The 17,853-nt window shown below is 68.5% G+C and carries 16 protein-coding genes; 2 read left to right on the top strand and 14 right to left on the bottom strand.

Annotation, left to right across the window (positions count from 1 at the left end; genetic code table 11):
- Positions 1–48 precede the first annotated feature (48 nt).
- Positions 49–837, top strand: coding sequence for a radical SAM protein (locus HUA75_RS27835; protein ID WP_174488073.1), 789 nt, complete (start codon positions 49–51; stop codon positions 835–837).
- A 9-nt stretch (positions 838–846) separates the two neighbouring features.
- Here the strand turns inward: HUA75_RS27835 and HUA75_RS27830 are convergent, their stop codons facing one another.
- The 12 genes from HUA75_RS27830 to HUA75_RS27775 form a co-directional block, all read right to left on the bottom strand.
- Complete coding sequence (locus tag HUA75_RS27830) at positions 847–1,845, bottom strand: aldo/keto reductase (RefSeq protein ID WP_141641140.1); 999 nt, start codon at positions 1,843–1,845, stop codon at positions 847–849.
- 54 nt (positions 1,846–1,899) lie between these two features.
- On the bottom strand, positions 1,900–4,080 hold the full coding sequence (locus HUA75_RS27825) for an ATP-binding protein (protein ID WP_217446299.1): 2,181 nt from the start codon (positions 4,078–4,080) through the stop codon (positions 1,900–1,902).
- A gap of 295 nt (positions 4,081–4,375) precedes the next feature.
- Positions 4,376–4,732 (bottom strand): hypothetical protein, encoded by a 357-nt coding sequence (locus tag HUA75_RS27820; RefSeq protein WP_174488071.1) that lies wholly within the window; start codon positions 4,730–4,732, stop codon positions 4,376–4,378.
- Positions 4,733–4,837: 105 nt separating this feature from the next.
- Positions 4,838–6,034 (bottom strand): serine hydrolase, encoded by a 1,197-nt coding sequence (locus HUA75_RS27815; RefSeq protein WP_174488070.1) that lies wholly within the window; start codon positions 6,032–6,034, stop codon positions 4,838–4,840.
- A gap of 213 nt (positions 6,035–6,247) precedes the next feature.
- Positions 6,248–7,573 carry a coenzyme synthetase gene (locus tag HUA75_RS27810; RefSeq protein WP_174488069.1) on the bottom strand — a complete coding sequence of 442 codons (1,326 nt, stop codon included), beginning with the start codon at positions 7,571–7,573 and terminating at the stop codon, positions 6,248–6,250.
- The gene (locus HUA75_RS27805) at positions 7,561–8,127 is read right to left on the bottom strand and encodes a hypothetical protein (RefSeq protein WP_174488068.1); all 567 of its coding nucleotides are present in this window, start codon (positions 8,125–8,127) and stop codon (positions 7,561–7,563) included. The genes HUA75_RS27810 and HUA75_RS27805 overlap by 13 nt, the downstream gene beginning before the upstream one ends.
- Positions 8,127–9,788: a M48 family metalloprotease gene (locus HUA75_RS27800; protein ID WP_174488067.1), complete on the bottom strand. Its 1,662-nt coding sequence runs from the start codon at positions 9,786–9,788 to the stop codon at positions 8,127–8,129. Before HUA75_RS27800 ends, HUA75_RS27805 begins: the two co-directional genes overlap by 1 nt.
- Positions 9,785–10,612 (bottom strand): hypothetical protein, encoded by an 828-nt coding sequence (locus HUA75_RS27795; protein WP_174457099.1) that lies wholly within the window; start codon positions 10,610–10,612, stop codon positions 9,785–9,787. Before HUA75_RS27795 ends, HUA75_RS27800 begins: the two co-directional genes overlap by 4 nt.
- Complete coding sequence (locus HUA75_RS27790; RefSeq protein WP_174457098.1) at positions 10,609–12,144, bottom strand: MoxR family ATPase; 1,536 nt, start codon at positions 12,142–12,144, stop codon at positions 10,609–10,611. The genes HUA75_RS27795 and HUA75_RS27790 overlap by 4 nt, the downstream gene beginning before the upstream one ends.
- A 42-nt stretch (positions 12,145–12,186) precedes the next feature.
- Positions 12,187–12,834, bottom strand: a complete 648-nt coding sequence (locus HUA75_RS27785; RefSeq protein WP_174488066.1) for a response regulator transcription factor — start codon at positions 12,832–12,834, stop codon at positions 12,187–12,189.
- A gap of 143 nt (positions 12,835–12,977) precedes the next feature.
- Entirely contained in the window at positions 12,978–13,553 is a 576-nt protein-coding gene (locus HUA75_RS27780) for an imm11 family protein (protein ID WP_141641150.1), read from the bottom strand.
- Positions 13,554–13,572: 19 nt separating this feature from the next.
- Entirely contained in the window at positions 13,573–14,907 is a 1,335-nt protein-coding gene (locus tag HUA75_RS27775) for an AHH domain-containing protein (RefSeq protein ID WP_174488065.1), read from the bottom strand.
- Positions 14,908–15,143: 236 nt separating this feature from the next.
- Here HUA75_RS27775 and HUA75_RS27770 point away from each other — a divergent pair, with 236 nt between their 5' ends.
- Positions 15,144–16,331, top strand: coding sequence for a S41 family peptidase (locus tag HUA75_RS27770; RefSeq protein ID WP_174488064.1), 1,188 nt, complete (start codon positions 15,144–15,146; stop codon positions 16,329–16,331).
- 7 nt (positions 16,332–16,338) lie between these two features.
- Here the strand turns inward: HUA75_RS27770 and HUA75_RS27765 are convergent, their stop codons facing one another.
- Together HUA75_RS27765 and HUA75_RS27760 are read right to left on the bottom strand one after the other, a co-directional pair.
- Positions 16,339–16,707, bottom strand: coding sequence for a hypothetical protein (locus tag HUA75_RS27765; protein ID WP_141641153.1), 369 nt, complete (start codon positions 16,705–16,707; stop codon positions 16,339–16,341).
- 34 nt (positions 16,708–16,741) lie between these two features.
- Positions 16,742–17,818, bottom strand: coding sequence for a dipeptide epimerase (locus HUA75_RS27760; RefSeq protein ID WP_174488063.1), 1,077 nt, complete (start codon positions 17,816–17,818; stop codon positions 16,742–16,744).
- Positions 17,819–17,853 lie beyond the last annotated feature (35 nt).

Genomic DNA, 17,853 nt, shown 5'->3' with positions numbered 1-17,853 from the left:
ACTGTCGCAAGCCCCGGGGGCACCCGGCAACCCCGCTATAGTCCCTCCGTGCGTTACGAGCTGCACGACGGCCGAATCCTCACCTGGTCCCTGGAGACGCACGTCGTCACCCACTGCAACCTGCGCTGCGTGCAGTGTTGCCCCATGTCGCCCCACCTGCCCGCCTGGGCCGTGGAGCCCGCCGTGCTCGGCGCCGACCTCACCCGGCTCGCCCGCGTGCTCAAGCCCAACATCTTCAAGCTCACCGGCGGCGAGCCCTTCCTCCACCCGGACCTGCCCGCCGTGCTCGACGCCGTCCGCGCATCCGGCATCTCCGAGCAGCTCTCCGTCACCACCAACGGCTTCCTCGCCCAGAGCGCGCCCGACGCCGCCTACGAGCGCCTGGACCGGATGACCCTGTCCGTCTACTCCTCCGCGCCGCTGCCAGAGAAGTCCCTGGCCCGCATCACCGAGCGCTGCGCGCGACACGATGTCCTCCTCACGGTGAAGCACATCGACGCCTTCCAGCAGCTCACCCCGGATGCGCCCCTGGCCACCGACGCGGAGGTCCGCGACGTCCACGCGCGCTGCTGGCTCAAGGTCCGCTGCCACCTGGTCCACCGGGGCCACTTCTACACCTGCACCCGTCCGCCCCACGTGGCCACGGTGCTGGGCCCCTCGCACCCGGAGATGCCCGCGCTGGCCGAGGTGGATGGTGTGCGCCTCGACGCTCCGGAGCTGCTGGAGCGGATGCTCGGCCACCTGGAGCGGGACACGCCGCTGGCCACCTGTCGCTACTGCCTGGGCGCCAGTGGCCCGTGGCAGCCGCACGCGCAGCTCCCACGGGCCCACGGCTGACCCCCGAGGCTACTCTCGGGACTTCGACAGCGCGCGCTGCATCGACGCCGGATAGCGGTCTCCCACCGCGACGCCCGGAGGCGCCACGAGGTCGATGTCCTTCAGGTCCTTCTCCGTGAGCTTCACGTCGAGCGCGCCCAGGTTCTCATCCAGGTACTTGCGCCGCTTGGTGCCCGGGATGGGGACCACGTCCTGGCCGCGCGCCATCACCCACGCGAGCGCGAGCTGCGCCGGCGTGCAGCCCTTGTCCTTCGCCAGTCGCTCCACCTTCACCACCAGCTCCAGGTTGCGCGTGAAGTTCTCCCCCTGGAAGCGCGGCGAGTGGCGGCGGTAGTCGTCCGCGGCCAGGTCCTCGTAGCGCTTGATTTGCCCCGTCAGGAAGCCGCGCCCCAGCGGGCTGTACGGCACGAAGCCGATGCCCAGCTCGTGGCAGGCCTGGAGCACCCCGTCCTCCGGCTCGCGGCTCCACAGCGAGTACTCACTCTGGAGCGCGGCGATGGGGTGCACCTTGGAGGCCCGGCGCAGCGTGTCCGCATCCACCTCCGACAACCCCAGGTGCCGCACCTTGCCCGCGCGCACCAGGTCCGCCATGGCCCCCACCGTGTCCTCGATGGGCGTCGACGCGTCCAGCCGGTGCAGGTAGTACAGGTCGATGACGTCCACGCCCAGCCGGCGCAGGCTGGCCTCGCACGCGCGCTTCACGTACTCGGGGCTGCCGTTGATGCCGCGCGCCTGCGGGTTGTTCGGGTCCCGGACGATGCCGAACTTGGTGGCCAGGACGACCTTCGCGCGGTGGGGCTTGAGCACCCGGCCCACCAGCTCCTCGTTGCTTCCGGAGCCGTACATGTCCGCCGTGTCGAAGAAGGTGATGCCCTTGTCCAGCGCGTGCAGCAGCGTGGCTTCCGACTCGGCGTCATCCCGCCCCGCGTAGAAATCCGACATCCCCATGCAGCCCAGGCCCAAGGCGGACACCTTCAGGCCCTGCTTTCCGAGAGTCCGTGTCTCCATGTCGACAGCCCCTTCGCCGGCCGCCGACATGGCGTCCGTTTTCGCGCGGAGCCTTTACTGTGGCTGGGCCACCGACACGTCAACTGGAAGCGTTCGCTCCCGAGGCAAATCGACGGTGAAGGTGGAGCCGCGCCCCTGCTCGCTCTCCACGCGCACCCGCCCTCCCATGGCCTCCACCAGCGTCCGGGTGATGTAGAGGCCCAGGCCCAGGCCGCCATAGTGCCGTTCCGACACGGCGCGCTCGAAGCGGCCGAAGAGGCGCGGCAGGTGCTCGGGCGCAATCCCGATGCCCTGGTCCCTCACCCGCAAGCGCGCACGGGTGGGGCCCTGCTCCAGGCTCAGCTGGATGGGTTTGCCCGAGCCGTACTTCACCGCGTTGTCGATGAGGTTGGTGACGACCTGCTCCAGCCGGAGCCGGTCCCATCGACCGATGAGGCCCGACTCACCGCCCTCCACCTCCAGCGTGGAGCCGGCCCGGGTTGCATGGGGCTCGTAGCGCACCACCACCTCGCGGATGAGCGCGCCCAGGTCCACGTCCTCCAGTTCCAGGGCCAGCCTGCCCGCGGCGATGCGCGACACGTCGAGCAAATCTCCCACGAGCTCCGCCAGCTTCTTCACCTGCCGGGCGCCCGTGTCCACGTAGCCTTTCACGACGGAGTAGGGGATGGCGTCGGGGTGGCGCTCCAGCTCGCGCGCGAGCGCCTGGAGCTTGAGGCTCAGCGGGGTGAGGGGCGTCTTTAGCTCGTGACTGGCGATGGAGAGGAACTCGTCGCGCAGGCGGATGGCCTCCTGGGCCTCGCGGTACAGGCGCGCGTTCTCCATGGAGAGCGCGGCGCGGTACGCCAGCTCCAGCCCGAAGGCGAGGTCCGCCTGGGTGTAGCGGCGGTTGGAGAACGAGGTGAAGAAGCTGAAGACTCCCAGCGTGTGGCCGCGCACCACCAGCGGCACGGCGATGAAGGAGCGCAGGCCGGTGGCCAGCATCACCCGGGCGTGGTTCTCGTTGTGGGCGCTGCGCTTGATGTGCGCGGGCGTCATCTCCTCCAGGAGGATGGCCTCGCCGCGCAGGAGCGCCGCGGTGGGCGGATGGCGCGGGTTGCCCTCCGGCATGAGCTGGAAGTTGAGGACCTCCGCGGCGGTGGCGGCGTCCTCGGGGCGTGCGTGGGCGACCTCCAGCCGGCGGAAGTTGCCATCGGGTTGCGCCAGGTCCACGAAGCACCAGTCCGCGAGCGCGGGCACCACGAGCTTGGCCAGGTTGCGCATCGTCGCCTCGTAGTCGAGCGAGGACGCGAGCACCGTGCTCACCTCGGCGAGGACGCGGGTGCGGAACTCGGCCTGGCGCAACTCGATGGCCAGGGCCTCCGCGCGCTGGCGTGCATGCACCAGGTCCGTCACGTCGAAGCCGAAGCCCGCGATGCCGTCCACCTGTCCCTGGGTGTCGCGGGTGGGCTGGTAGACGAGGTTGTGGAAGGTCTCCTTCTCCATCCCATCCGTCTGGAGGAAGCGCAGCGGCACGGCGTTGCCCACGAAGGGCTCGCCCGTGGCGAAGACGCGGTCCAGCACGTCGCGCGCGTCCTGCTCCGCCACCTTCACCACGCCCTCCTGGAAGGGCATGCCCAGGGTGTCCCGGCTCTTCAAGAGCGAGCTGTTGCGCGCGTTGGAGAAGTCGAAGTCGTGCGTGGCGCCGCGCAGGAAGAAAATCTGCGCGGGGGCCTGCATGAAGATGGTGTGCAGGCGAGTCCTCGCGGCCTCGGACGCGGCGCGGGCCTGTCGCTCGCTCTCCAGCAGCCCCGCACGCTCCTCCATGGCCCGGCTGAGCGACACGTTCAGCTTGGTGATGAAGATGGCGAGCAGGGCGAAGATGCCCAGGGACAGCACATCCGCGGACCTCATCTGGAGTGTCAGCCGCGGCGGGAGGAACTCGTGGTCCACGGCCCCCAGCGACAGCGCCGTCACCAGGAGCGCGGGCCCCCAGCCTCCCCACCAGCCGGCCACCATGACGGCGCCATAGAAGAAGAGGAAGGGGCTGGTGGACATCAGCGACGCGAGCTCCATCTGGAGCAGCAGCGCGCAGAGGAAGAAGAGCAGGGCGACGCCATAGCGGCCCAGTCGGGACTTCTGAAGCCAGCTCCAGGCCTTCCGGGGGTCCTGCGTGAGGCGCTGCTCGAGCGGAGCCGACAGGGAGCGCGTGCTCCCCGACGGACGGGTGGTTTCCAGATGCGAGACGGGCGTGGGCAAGGCGAGGGGCCTCCTCACGGCGAGGGAGCACCGCGAGCGTCCGGAATCGAAACGCTCCCGGCGCGAGGCGGGGTCCGCGCATGATGGTCCTACTTGGCGCTCGTCTGCCTTCTTCTCGGATGCAAGTGATTGAAGGAGCACGCTCGGCGGTTCAACGCGCGACTTCTTGCTCCGACTTGTTGAGTGGACAGCTCCCCCGAGAGGGACGGGGCACCACCGACCCGGTGTTCCCTGACGCTGACGATGAAGTCTTTCAGGTATGTTGTTTGTGAATGGCGCCGTGTGAGGGCTGGCGTCAAATCATTGGAGCTTCGAGCATGTCACGCATGCGCATCGAATCGCGGTCCTGAGGCCTCCCCATGCTGAACGAGTCCGACTGGGACAGGAGGCCGGGGCCCTGGGACATGCCCTTGTTGTACTTCCGGGTGGGGCAGCAGTGACCATCGATGCCCATGCTCGGGCCGCCCATGTTGCTCGGGCCCATGTCGAAGCGGTCCCGCATCAGCATGGGATTGCCGATGAAGCTCCCCGGAGGTGCGGAGCCACCGTTGCCCGTGGCGCCCTGGATGGTGATGGGCTCCTGCATGGCCGGCTGCTTCTGGACCTGCCGCATGTGAAGCGTGTGCCTGGCGGAAGAGAGCTTCGGGGTCATGGCGTGTACCTCCAAGTGGGCGGTGTGGCTTCATTACGGCGCACACGCGCACACGGTTACATCGCCTCGACAGGGGCCGCGCTGGCGTGAGCGCGGCCCGGTGCGTCACTTCACGGTGGGCGGCGGATACGGGTTGTAGTCCCAGCGCCAGGGCATGTCCGTGGGGCCCAGGACGGCTTCGATGAGCGGAGGGAAGACGTGGGGGCCCTTCACGCTGTTGGCGAGCAGGACGACGCAGCGCGCGCCGCGCTCCAGGCAGAGGGCGAAGTTGTCGGTGTGCTCGTCGTGGCCGCCCTTGAAGAAGGCGGGGCCGGAGCGGTCATTGAAGAGCACCATGCCCAGTCCGGCGGACAGGGCGATGGCCTGGTTGCGCGGGTCCTTCTCCTCGGTGAGGGTGGGGAACTGGTGGGCCCAGGGGATGGCGAGCTGCGGGGAGAGCAGCTCCGCGCGCGCCTTGGAGGAGAGGCCTTCTCCGCGCATGAGGCCGGCGAGGAACTTCGCGTAGTCCTCGATGGTGGTGTCCATGGAGCCGGCGGCGCGGACGCTGCCGCGCTGGTGGTGGGCCTTGGCCACGCCGTGCTCGTCGTAGCCGGTGGTGACGTTGGGGGCGAAGTCGTCCCGCCAGACCATGCTGGTGCGGCGCATGCCGAAGCGGTCGAAGACGCGCCGCTGGAACTCCTGGCCGGCGTCGAGTCCGAGGCCCGCGTCCTCGAGGACGAACTGGAGCAGGTTGATGCCTTCGCCGGAGTAGGCGTAGCGCGTGCCCGGGTCGAACTTGAAGTCGAGCTTCCCGTCCGGATTGACGAAGCGGAAGTTGGGGAAGCCAGGCGAGTGGCTCAGCAGCATGCGCGGCGTGAGCTGCTTCCAGCGAGGGTCCGCCGCGAGGTCCTCGTACTTCTTGAACTCGGGCAGGGGCTTCTTGAGGTAGCGCGCGATGGGCGTGTCCAGGTCCAGCACGCCCTCGTCGACGAGCTGCATGACGAGGTAGCCGAAGACGAGCTTGGTCAGTGATGCGCCGTACATGACGGTGTCGGTCTTGAGGGGCGCGGCCTGCTCGACGTCGCGCAGTCCGTAAGCCTTCACGGCGACGACCTGGCCCTCCTCGATGATGGCCAGCGCGAGCCCGGGCAGCTTCGCCTCGGTCATGAGGCGCACGGCGGTGGCATCGATGTCCGGGCCGTGGCGCACGGGTTCAGGCTCGGGCAGGGAACACACCCTGGTGCACGCGGAGAGCAGGCCCAGCAGACCCAGCAGGCTCGGGAGGAGGAGACGGGCGAGGGGACGAACGAGCGAGGAGGGCATGCCTGGAGAATGTGGTGACGGCCAGGTTGTCGCAATTCCGAGCGGTCTCGTGCCGACACGCCGAGGTGGTTGTTACGCGATGACTGAGTCGTGCGAGACGACGCGTGCGGGTCTGCCCCGGAGGGATGACCTGTGGTGCGGCCGCGCGATTCAGGCCGTCGCGCGGTGTCTGTCATTGGGGGCAGGACCCGCGCCGCGCGAGTGGAGCCGGCCCTACGGAACGCGGACGCGGCTTCGGAACGGCAGGGGCTTGGTGCCGGTGGCCAGGTCCTCCGCGCTCACGTGCCGCACGTCCAGTCGCGGTGACCCGCTCCACCCGAGGTTGCGCAGGGCGGCGACGAGTCGCTCACACAGTGGCGTTACCTCGGAGGCGTCCGCGCCGGCCAGCTCCAGCTCGAAGGAAGAGGGTGTCATCTGCGTCAGCCGGAAGGCGCGCAGGGCGTGGTGCTTGAACACCCAGGCGAGCGCCCACGCATCCACCGTCCGGCCCGTAGGCGTCGTGAAGTGGCACGCGCCGCGACCGCCGAAGTGCTCCAGCGTCCAGCCGTGGAAGCCGCACGCGCACGCGTCCCTGTCCACCGTGCCCGAGTCACCCGGCAGATAGCGCAGGAGCGGCAGCACGCTGGGACGCAGCCGCGTCACCACCACCTCGTCGAGTCCCGGCTCCAGCCACACGTCGGGCGCGAGGACATGGAAGCGCCCCGGCCCTTCCAGGCACTCCCAGGCGAGGGGCCCCGTCTCCGTCGTTGCGTAGTAGTTCAGCAGCGGCGCGGGCACCGTGCGCGCCAGGGCGTCCCGGGTGTCCTGAGGCAGGTACTGCGCGGAGGTGAGCAGCAGCGCGGGGGCCGGGAGGTCGCGCTGCTCGGAGAGCCACCGCAGTCCCTCCGGGTCCGAGAAGATGACGGCGGGACGTACGCGGCTCAGCCGCTCGCGTGCATTGTCTCGCAGCACGGAGATGCGGTGCAGCGCACCGTCCTGGAGGATGGGCAGCCGCACCGAGTACTCGAGTCCACCCGGCAGGGCATCCAGCAGCACCACGCGGGGACGCGGTGGCAGCATGGCCCGCGCGCGCTCCAGCCAGAACCGCAGCACCGCCCACATGTGCAGGCAGTCGCGCCTGTCTCTCACCACCTTCACCGGCTCGCCCGTGGAGCCGGAGCTTCTCACCACCACGCTCTCGTCCTCACGGGACAGCGGCGTGGGCACTTCATCCCAGTGTCGCGCCAGCGTGCCTCGCTCCAGCGTGGGGAAGTGCCTCAGGTCCGCGAGCGTCCGGAGGTCTCCAGGGTGCAACCCTGCCTCCCGCAAGCGCTGTGTGTAATAGGGCGAGGCGAGCAGCGCGGCGCGCAGCCCTTCCAGTCGCGACTCCAGCTCCGCGCGGGCCGCTGCCTCGTCAGGGAGGGCGGCGAAGCGCGACAGGCCCCGGGCGATGGACTCCGCCCACGGAACATGGGGACGCTGGGTGGCGGTGTCCCGGCGGATGTTCGCGCGGGGAGCCACGCGTGCATCCGAAGGGAGCCCCAACGTCACTCGCGCCATCCTCGAGCGTCGGCGGCGCGCTGGGCCGCATCCGCGAGGTCCTTGGCGCGCTTGTCCGCTTCCCGGCGGCGGGCCTGCTCCGCTCGCTCCATCTCCTGAAGCGCGGCGCGGTAGTCGAGCTGCTTCAGCCGCGCGGAGGTGTCACGGGATGACTCGTCCTTCACCTGTCCGTCCACCGCGTGCACCCACTTGCGCAGGAACTCCTCCTGACGGAAGGCGTTGGAGCGCACCATCTCCGCCGTCAGGGGCTCCACCCACACGAAGAACCCCCGCATCACGGTGGCGGCGTCCGCGTTCTTCCTCAGCATCGCCGCCGTGTCCGCACCCAGCGAGGACGACGTCAGCACGTACGCGAGCATCACCACCTGCTCCCTCCAGAGCGCTGGCGTCTTCGCTCTGCGCTCCATGTCCTCCCAGTCCGCGCGCGACGGAGGACGCACGCCCGCGAGGCGGAAGGTGTCGCAGATGATGGCCACCGCGAGCTCGTGCGGATACGGCGAAACGAGAGGCACGTCGGTGAGCTGCTTCTGGATGTTCTTGACGTCGAAGGCCATCACTTCTCCAGCAAAGCCTGGGACAAGGCCGCGGCGGCGGGGCCGAAGTCCGACAGCCATTTCACCACCACCAGGCGGAAGTTGCGCTCCTTCAGCGCGGGCGCCAGCACCTGCCGCGCCCGGTGCTCGTCCGGCAGCGCGAGGAGCGCGACGAGCAGGCGAGAGCGCCGCGTCGCCTCCACCAGCATCTTCATGTTCTCGTCCGTCGCCACGTTCGACAGGAGGTCGCTGTCGGAGATGATGACGCGCAGCGCGTCCGGCCGCTCCTTGGACAGCGTGCCCAGTACGTCGAAGGGGAACATCGTCCCCCCGCCGATGTAGTGCAGGAGGAACTCGCGCGCCGTCTCCTCGTCGTACATCCACGGGGAGAGCTTGGGGTCGGTGTGTGAGTAGATGATGCCGCGCACCTTCGCCTGCTTGCGCAGCGCCGAGGCGGACAGCACCTGCGCGGCCAGCGTCATCGTGTTGAGCTGTGCATCCGGGTTCGGCATGGAGCCGCTGGTGTCCAGGTACAGCTCCACGGAGGGCACACCGAGCTCGGACGCGGGAGGCACGTCGGCCTCCAGTTCGCGACGCAGCGGCGACACCGCAGCGAGGTGCCCCTGGGTGAGCACCGTCAAGGTCCAGTCGATGGCGGAGGGGTCATCGCCGTACTCCCACGCCTCGGGTGTGGTGCGCAGGTACGGCTCCGGCTTCGAGGGTACGGAGGGGAGCTTCAGCAGGTGCTGGTCGACGAGCCGCCGGTAGTGCCGAGCCACGAGCGCGCGGCGCAGCTTTCCTCTGCCCGTGCCCGGCAGGTGTTGGGTGACGCGGTTGATGTGGTCCAGCGCGTCCGGCGCCTTCGTGTCGTGGGCCTCGTCGAGCCAGCCCTTCGCGCGAGCCTCCTCCAGCGCGTCGTCCCACCTGCCACCACTCTGGAGCGCGGAGTCCCAGTCATCCACGTCCGGCAGCGACACGTCGTCACCCAGCGGCAGGGTGTACGTCGTCTCGTGGAGCTTGCCGAGGTAGCGGATGAACGTGGCGCAGAAGTAGAGGAACTGGAGGCGCGGGTGCGGCAGCGCATAGAAGGTCTGCGCGAACATGCGTGCCTCCGCGCGCAGGCCAGGGAACCGCTCTTCCATCGGCGCCATCGCCGCGCGAGGCACCAGGTCTCCAGGCTCGCGTCCCCACAGTTCCTCGTAGATGGCGAGATAGAAGAAGAACATCGGCGAGACTTCGCCGCCGCCTTGCGTGCGCTGGAACCCGCGATACACCCGGCACAGGTCCTCCGGGTGCGTGCGACCCACGAACTCGTTCACCTGGAGGTCGTAGAAGAGGTTGGTGAGGGACTGCTTCAGGCCAGGGAGCAGCCGCTGCTCCATGACGCGCAGCTCCGCGTCCCAACCCAGCGTGTGCGGGAAGCGCGCGTGGTGGCCGATTTCGTGCGCGAGCACCGCCATCAAGCTGTCCGCCGCGCCCATGGACTCCAGCAGCTCGAAGTGGACGAAGACCTGACGCTTCGTGAGGTCGATGTACGCGAGCGGCTCGTTCGCGTGGTCCGCGTCCGGACGGAAGGGGATGTGAGGCTCCGGAGGGCTGAGCCGCACCTGCACGTCCCACAGCGCCAGCGCGTCCCGCCAGCATCCCGCGATGTGCTCTGGCGTGAAGCGCGACGTGCTCATACGGGCACGAGCACCACGACGTGCTGCGAGGTGTCCAGCGTGCCGGCGGCGCGCCAGTCATTCGTCACGGTGGCGAACCAGGAGTCCACGCGCGCATCCCTCCACGCCACGGTGGACAGGTGCGGGCTCTGCTGGAGCGTCACCTCGGGGGTCTCGCGACAACCCATGGCGCCGAGGGGAATGGGTGTGTCCGACAGGAGCAGGCCCTGTGTCGCGGCCTCACGTCCGGCGATGGCGTGGCGGTGGCGGTCGTGCACGCACAGCACCGTGGGCGCCAGGAAGTGCAGGGGGCCGGGGAGGAAGCGGCTGTCCTCTCGGGACAGGTCCACGAGGAAGGGCTGGGCCTTGTCGCCGAGCTTCATCGCGGGAGGCTCCATGGCGAGCGCGGCGGTTTCACGCAGGCGCTCCTCGATGCCCGTGAGCGAGCCGAGCCGCTGGCTCACGCGATAGAAGATGCGCTGCACCCACGGTGGAGCGGACTCCAGGTTTTCGCCCACGTTCCACAGCTGCGCGAGCACGCCGGCGCGTTGGGCCTCGGGGACACCCGAGAGCAGGCGGGGGACCAGGTCCGTCCACGCGAGGGTGAAGAGGTTCTGTCGGCCCGCGGTCGCCGGGTACAGGTAGCCCAGGCCGATGGCCTCGGCGCCCAGGCGCAGATATGCGCGCAGCAGTTCCTCTGCGTCGGCGGGGGAGGCGCCTGTCTGGGACAGGGACTCTCCGAGCTTCCGCGCGGGTCCTTCGAGCAGGGCGCGCCACAGCTCGGAGTCCCACCGCACGTAGCGGCCACGGGCGCTGGCCTCCAGCTCGTCCGCGAAGCCGCTCATGGCTGGCCGCCCGGGTTTTCCTTCAGCCACGTCGCGTAGTTCCGGTAGCGGCTGTACATGGACTTGAGGTGGATGAGGTCCTCGTAGACGGGGCCGGACAGCTCCTGTTTGGTGAGCAGCTCGTTCATCAGCGCGGTGACGGTGGTGAGGCGCTTCTCGGTGGTGCGCAGGTCGATGCCGGACAGGCCCTTGTCCAGCTCGGTGCGCAGCACGCCGACCTTGCGGCGGATGGGCTCATGCTTGTCGTAGTGGCCCATGGCCATGTCGAACATGTTCCGAATCCAGGCGACGCGGTCCTGGAGGAGCATCTTGTTGCCGCGCACCTCGAAGAAGGCGCTGCGGGTGTTGGGGACGAGCTTCTCGTGCAGCACCCACGGGGCGATTTGACGGAAGTCCTCCAGCTCCACGGTGCCGTGGCCTCGGAAGAAGGCGAGCGCCTTCGCGTAGTGGAGGATGGTCTGGTAGGCGCGCACGCTGACGCCGTTCTCCGTCTGCGTGCAGAGGTGCACCTTCTTGTCGAGCGGGCACTGCTCGTTGCACACGGCGGCGACCGTCTGCCCCGCGAGCTTGAGGGTGTCCTTGTGTTTGAACTCGAAGCGGGGCGAGGCCATGCGGCAGAAGTCGAGCTGGCCCAGGAAGAAGGCGATGCGTTCGAGGACGTGTCGCGGCACTTCCACTTCGAGGATGGAGGCGTAGGCGCGCTCCAGCTCGCCGGGGGTGAAGACGATGTCCTTGGGGAGCATCTCCTCGGGGGATTTGTCGGCTTCGATGCGCTGGAGGAGGGTGTCGATGAAGTTCGAGTTGAAGGGGACGGCGCGGACGACGACGTCGATGCGGTCCTTGAGGGCGTCGATGACCTGGAAGGTGCCGCCGCCCTGGTCGTCATTGGCGGTGAGGAACCAGGACGAGCGGCCGGTGTAGACGTACTGGTCCATCATCTCCGCGTAGCCCTCGGCGAGGAGGGAGAGGAGGGCGGACTGCGTCTTGGTGGGGATGCGGTTGTACTCGTCGATGATTTTGACGCGCTGGGTGATCCACTTGCGCCAGCTGACCTTGACGGCGGAGAGGTCCTCCGCCTTGAGCATGTCGGAGGGGAGGGGCGCGCCGAGCAGGTCGGCGATGGAGAGCTGGGGGTGGCCGCGCTGGATGGAGCGGTGGATGTCCTCGCGGGACATGCCGGACAGCAGGGCCATGAGGATGGCGGAGGTGGTTTTTCCGCGGCCGGGGCCGCCGATGAGGAGGGCTCGGCGGCAGGTGAAGAGGGTGAGCAGGGGGATGAGGACGAAGGAGCTGTAGCTCATGTCCTCGGGGAGATGGAGTTCGTCGCCGGTGGCGCTCTTGAGCGAGGCGGCGTGGCCGAACTCGATGTCGTAGTAGGGGCAGATGACGGCGTTGTTGGTGATCCACCAGTACGCCTGCCGCATCTTGTCGTGGAGGCTGCCGCCGTCACGCTCGGAGAGGTGGACGTTGAGCCCCTTGTCCACCGACGCGCGCCCGGAGAGCAGGCGCGACACCCAATCCTGATTGGCCATGCGACGCACAGCCTAGCATCCGGGACGTGAGGTGGGGTGCACTCACAGCGTGACGAGGCCCATCCGCGCGGCGCGGACGACAGCTTCGGTGCGGCGCTGGACGCCCAGCTTTCCGAGCACCGCGTTCACATGGAACTTGGCCGTGTGCTCGCTGATGGAGAGCCGGTCCGCGATGGCCTTGTTCGACAGGCCCTCCGCCAGCAAGGCGAGCACCTCCCGCTCACGCGGCGTGAGCGCATCGGGGCCGAGGGCGCTGCTTCCTGGGGCGGCCGTTCTCGTGGACGTCCTCAGCTCGGAGAGTCCTGGGTCGAACACCACGAGCCCTCGTGCCACCGCGAGCAGCGCCGCCGTGAGCGGCATGGGCGCCACGTCCCGGAACAACAGCCCCTTTGCACCCGCCGTCAGAGCCAGCTCGCCCGCTGCCTCGTCCGCCACCAGCGCGAGCACGGGCGCTCCCAGATCCGGGGCCTCCACGCGTGCTTCCGCCTCCGACGATATGCGCAGGCCCGTGTCCCAGAGCACCACGTCAAAGGCGTCACCCCGCCTGGACTCCAGCTCGACCTGAGTGCCGGACGCCACCGTCAGCAGCTCGCTCCCCTGGTCGCCGAGCACCCGTGAGAGCGCACCCCGAGCCAGCGGGTCTTCCGCGACGAGCGCGAGACGCAACGGGACGAGGGGGGCATCCAACACGGAACCTCTTCATTAACCAGGGAGTCTGCACTCCGCTCGGGGCAACATCTCCAGCCGCCAGCGCGCACCCCTCGAGAGGTCACGCCCCGCTCGCTGCCTGTCCATGAAGTAGTTTGAAGAGATGCCTGGAGCTACGTGGCCGCTCAGACTTCCACGAACTTCGCCCCTGTGACTTTCGCGCGCTCCAGGGCCACCTTGAGGTCCTCGGTGATGACCAGGGCGATCTCCCACCCCCAGGTGCGAAAGACCTTCGCGCCGCCCAGCTTCGTGCGGTCGATCCGCATCCCCGCCACGCTGCGGTACTGACCGAGCTTGTCCGGGCGCTCATCCTCGGGCTGCCAAATCAGAATCTCTCTCGAGGCCTTGTCATCGATGCACCGGATAAGTTTCGTGGCGATGAGCATGACATGCTGTTCCGGGCGACCTTCGACATCGACGGGTATCAATTGCACATCATCGGGCGCCAGCTCCGCGAAGAGGTTGGCCACCCTGACGTGAACAATCGGAGCCATGGCAACGCCGGCCGTACAGTAGTCCAACCACCTTCCAGGCTCTTCAATGGGAAACGTCAGGCGACTCGCAAGCTGGATGGGCCGCCCCTTGGCGAACTGCCAGATGTCCTCGACCTCGTTGCCCGTCTCATCCAGCGGGTCTCCTAGGGACCAGTTCCCAGCCTGCACGTCTTGGTTGAGCCTGAAGTATCGAGACTGATTCGGCATGGTGGACTTCCTAGCGACCTCACAGGCCCTGAGTCAAAAGCGTGTGGATCTCTGTTCCTTTCGTCAGCACTTCCTTGGCAAGCTTGCGCAGCTCCAGGGTGAGGGACTCCCTGCAAACTTCCACCTTTCGGCACTCTCCCAAGGCCTGTCTCAGTCGCTCATGGACGTACTCGTGATACCCCTGGGAATGCGGCCCCTTGTGGCCCGCGACTTCGACAATATTCTCGGAGTCCTTCAACTTCATCCCGGCTCTTGCGAACAGCTTCCTGAATATTGGCGTCCATGGCCCGCCGCGCGCGGCGGAGACATCGTTCTTGTTCGTGGCGATGTGATGACGCTCGCTACGGCTTCTCCGGCTCGCCATGGCCACGGCGTTCGGGGCAAGCGCAATCGTGAACCCCTCCGCCGTCAAGGCGACCGAACTCACGCTGCCCACTGCCGCGTACTGGAAGCCCGCTTGAGACTCCACGGCCATGGCCGCCTGGGCGGAGCCCGGCAACCCCGCTGACTTCGCCGCCAGCCCCGCCGTGTTCCCGATGGCCACCGTGGCCAGCATGACGAAGACGCGCGCCGCGTTCTTTCCGAGCACCTCGCCGTACGCCTCACCCGCTGCGTGGAGTTGCTCGAAGCTCGTCGCCCTGTCCACCTGGCGCACCAGCGTCAGCCACCCGTCCAGCATGCTCCACACCGTGTCCACGCCCAGGTAGGCGATGAGGCAGGCCGTCAAGGTGGCCGCCACGCCTTTACTCACCGGCTCGGGCAGCGACCACAAGAGCAGGTACATCGTCGCGGAGGCGGCGATGCCAGCCACGACTGCCTGGGGGTCCGTCATACCCTCCAGTGCTTCGGAGGTCTCCTCCCACACCGAGTCCATGGCGATGGCCAGGGCCCAGGTGTACTTGCCATCGCTGGCCAGCAGCGGGCCCTCGTCCAGCAGGCGCAAGCAGTCCCCGGGTCGGTCCTTCCGCTTGCACCACTGGCCGTAGGCGCGCGTCAGCGCCTCGTCCGCGTAGTCCTCCAGCAGCCGGGGACCGTCCACATCCCCTCCACGCTGGGGGATGAGTCGCGAGGACCCACGCTCATACCCATACACCCCACTGCGGGACGGAACGCCGAAGCGCTCCCGTGCGACCTGCATGGGATTGCGAGAGGGAGGAACGTCCCGAGCGAACTCCACGAGGGCCTCCTCGAATTCGTCGTCTTCGAGGTCAGCCGCACTCACTTCCGCGTCAGGCTCCTCGTGAGGGGTGACGAGGAAGGAGTCCTCTCCGGTCTCAAGTCGCACGACTCGACTCGTCGCGCAGCCGGTGACGGCCATCGACAGGAGCAGCGACACCACCCAACGAAGCGTCATGGTAGGCCCCGGCAAGAGGCCCGCGGCGAGGCGGGCACAGCCTGGCAGTACCAGACGGCGCTGACAGGCGACTCAAGGAGTAAGTACCCCAGGGCACCTGGGCGCTACGTGTCCGCTCAGACTTCCTCGAACTTCGCCTCCGTGACTTTCGCGCGCTCCAGGGCCACCTCTCCTCGACCATGAAGAAGTTTGGGTACTGTCCACGGTGGCGAAGGTGTCAGGAGGAACTCGAAGCCATGGTGAAGCGCCTCTATCCGCGAATCTTTCTGGCCGTTGTCCTGTTTTCCACCGTGTCCCAAGCGGCGTCCCCGTTCCTCAAGCCCGGTGACGAAGTCGTCGAACACGTCCGCAAGCGCTTCTTCGACGCGAAACGCGGGGAGGCCTGGGCCACGAAGCACCAGGGCTACGGCGCCGCCGCCACCAGCGCGGAGGACTTCGCCCGTCTCACGCGCGCCGCCCTCGCCGAACTCAACGCCTCACACACCGCCTTCTACCCACGCGACAGCGAGGGCTACGCCGGCCTCTCCGCCATCTTCCAGCGCTACCTCAAGCTCCCGAAGTACGAAGCCCCGAGCATCGGCGCCGATGTCATGGAAACCCCCGAGGGCTTCTTCGTCCGCCACGTCTTCGCCAACGGCCCCGCCGCCAAGGCCGGCCTGCTTCGCGGCGATCGGCTCGTCTCCGTCGAGGACAAACCCGTCACCTCCGTGACGGCCCTCACCCGACGCGTCGGCAAGCCCACGCGCTTCTCCGTCGAGCGCACCCATGGCTCCACCCCGCTCACCCTCACCATCACCCCTCGACTCATCAACCCGAAGTCCGAGTGGCTCGACGCCCAGAAGGCCAGCTCGCGCATCGTCGAACGCGGCGGCCGTCGCGTGGCCTACCAGCAGCTCTACTCGTGCGCCGGCCCCGAACATCAGGACCTGCTCGAGGAAACCCTCGCCGGGGACTTCTCCGCCGCGGATGCACTCGTCATCGACTTCCGCGATGGCTGGGGCGGCTGCAATCCCACCTTCCTCAACCTCTTCAACCGCACCGTCCCCGTCTTCACCGGCATCAGTCGCGAGGGCCGTCGCAACGCCTGGTCCGCCACCTGGCGCAAGCCCGTCGTCCTGCTCGTCAATGGCAACTCCCGCAGCGGCAAGGAGATGGTGGCCCTCGTCATGAAACAGCACGCCCTGGCCACCCTCGTGGGACAGCGCACCGCCGGCGCGGTCCTCGCGGGGACTCCGCTGCGCCTGTCCACCGGAGACCTGCTCTACCTCGCCGTGGAAGACGTGGAGGTCGACGGCGTACGCCTCGAAGGCCAGGGCGTCCCCGTGGATGTCGAGGTCCCCGACTCACTGGCCTTCGCCTCAGGGAAGGACCCGCAGCTCGACAAGGCCCTCGACGTGGCGTCGGTCGCGCTCTCCCCGCGCTGAACCCGCTTCAGTGCCTCCAACTGCCGTACAGGTACGCGAGCCCCGCCGCGAGCACCACCAGCATGCCCAGCACGCTCCACGTCACGATGGAGCACCCCGGCGTGGACCGGGAGATGACGGGCAGCTTCTGCGTCTTCAGCTCCTCCACGAGCTGCGACAGTCGCCCCGTGTCGTAGCTCACCGGCTCACCCGTGCGAATCTTCCGCCCGAGCTCCTTTAGCGACTCCTCACCGAAGAAGCGCTCCGAGAGCAACAGGCTGCGCGCCTGGAGCATCCGGTCCGTCCCACCGCGAGCGGGGTCCAGTCCGCAACCATCACAAGGCTCGAAAGCGCCTTCCTTCGTTTCGCCGCATCCCACACAGACGGCCACGCTCATGCCCCCATCCTAGCGCGACCGCCCAAGCCCTTGGTCAAGCCAACGTGACGCCGTGCCCCACCGCCTCCGCGTCCAGGTGCAGCCGCGCGCCCTCGTAGCGCAGCCCTCCCTGGAACGGATGCCGCGCGATGAACAGCGGCGTGTCCAGGTCCGCATACGTGAAGCCGCCCAGCCCCGCCGCCAGATGCGCCGACGCGCTCATCGCCAGCACGCTCTCCACCATCCCCCCCACCATCAGCTCCAGCCCCGCCGCTCGCGCCAGGCTCCACATCGTCAGCGCCTCCACCACGCCGCACTTCATCGTCTTGATGTTGATGCCGTGCGCCGCCCCCTCGCGGATGAGCCGCAGCACGTCCTTCGCCGAGCGCGCTGACTCGTCCGCGCAGATGCGCACCTTCGAGCGCCGACAGACTTCCGCCATGCCCGCGAAGTCGGCCGCCGGCACCGGCTGCTCCAGGAGCGCGAGCGGCACGTCCGCCCGCTCCAGCTCCTTCAAGAACGCCAGCGCCTCCGCCACGTCGTAACCGCCATTCGCATCCGCGAACAGTCGCGCCTGGGGCGCCACCTCGTGAATCGCCACCATCCGCGCCGCGTCCTCGTCCGGCGCCAACGCCCCCACCTTCACCTTCAACGTGGTGATGCCCCGCTTCAGGATGGCCCGCGCCGACTCCGCCGCGTGCGGCACGTCACCCGCCGTCACCGTCATGTCGATGTCCAGCGTCGTCCCCGCGCCCCCGAGCATCACGTACAACGGCACACGGTGATGTCGCGCCAGCGCATCCAGCACCGCCATCTCCACCCCCGCGCGCGCCGCCGGCGCCAACGCGAGCCCGTCGCCGAGCCACTCCGACAACGGCCTCCACGCACGCACGTCCTTGCCCAGGAGCCCCGCGTGCACCTGCTCCAGCGCCGCGAGCGTGCTCGCCTGCGTTTCTCCGCTCACCGCTGGAAACGGCGCCGCCTCGCCCAGCCCCACCGTGCCATCCGCGAGTGTCAGTCGCACCAGCACGTTCTGTGCGATGTGCTGCGCCCCCGTGGCGATGGCGAAGGGCTCCGTCAGCGGCAAGTCGAGCGGCGTGAAGCGGACAGCGGTGATGAGCGTGGGCGTCATGTCGAGAGGCGCATCCTGGTCCGCTCCCTGGAAAG

Origin of the sequence: Myxococcus sp. CA040A, from assembly GCF_013336725.1 — a bacterium.
GTDB lineage: Bacteria > Myxococcota > Myxococcia > Myxococcales > Myxococcaceae > Myxococcus > Myxococcus llanfairpwllgwyngyllgogerychwyrndrobwllllantysiliogogogochensis.
The sequence above is the reverse complement of the archived record's forward strand: the minus strand, read 5'-3'. Positions and strand labels throughout refer to the sequence as shown.

Bases quoted from the DNA above. Each gene is read 5' to 3' on its own strand.
- HUA75_RS27795 (WP_174457099.1), bottom strand. From the start codon at position 10,612: ATGAGCGGCTTCGCGGACGAGCTGGAGGCCAGCGCCCGTGGCCGCTAC.
- HUA75_RS27800 (WP_174488067.1), bottom strand. From the start codon at position 9,788: ATGAGCACGTCGCGCTTCACGCCAGAGCACATCGCGGGATGCTGGCGG.
- HUA75_RS27810 (WP_174488069.1), bottom strand. From the start codon at position 7,573: ATGGCGCGAGTGACGTTGGGGCTCCCTTCGGATGCACGCGTGGCTCCC.
- HUA75_RS27815 (WP_174488070.1), bottom strand. From the start codon at position 6,034: ATGCCCTCCTCGCTCGTTCGTCCCCTCGCCCGTCTCCTCCTCCCGAGC.
- HUA75_RS27805 (WP_174488068.1), bottom strand. From the start codon at position 8,127: ATGGCCTTCGACGTCAAGAACATCCAGAAGCAGCTCACCGACGTGCCT.
- HUA75_RS27790 (WP_174457098.1), bottom strand. From the start codon at position 12,144: ATGGCCAATCAGGATTGGGTGTCGCGCCTGCTCTCCGGGCGCGCGTCG.
- HUA75_RS27775 (WP_174488065.1), bottom strand. From the start codon at position 14,907: ATGACGCTTCGTTGGGTGGTGTCGCTGCTCCTGTCGATGGCCGTCACC.
- HUA75_RS27760 (WP_174488063.1), bottom strand. From the start codon at position 17,818: ATGACGCCCACGCTCATCACCGCTGTCCGCTTCACGCCGCTCGACTTG.
- HUA75_RS27765 (WP_141641153.1), bottom strand. From the start codon at position 16,707: ATGAGCGTGGCCGTCTGTGTGGGATGCGGCGAAACGAAGGAAGGCGCT.
- HUA75_RS27780 (WP_141641150.1), bottom strand. From the start codon at position 13,553: ATGCCGAATCAGTCTCGATACTTCAGGCTCAACCAAGACGTGCAGGCT.
- HUA75_RS27770 (WP_174488064.1), top strand. From the start codon at position 15,144: ATGGTGAAGCGCCTCTATCCGCGAATCTTTCTGGCCGTTGTCCTGTTT.
- HUA75_RS27820 (WP_174488071.1), bottom strand. From the start codon at position 4,732: ATGACCCCGAAGCTCTCTTCCGCCAGGCACACGCTTCACATGCGGCAG.
- HUA75_RS27830 (WP_141641140.1), bottom strand. From the start codon at position 1,845: ATGGAGACACGGACTCTCGGAAAGCAGGGCCTGAAGGTGTCCGCCTTG.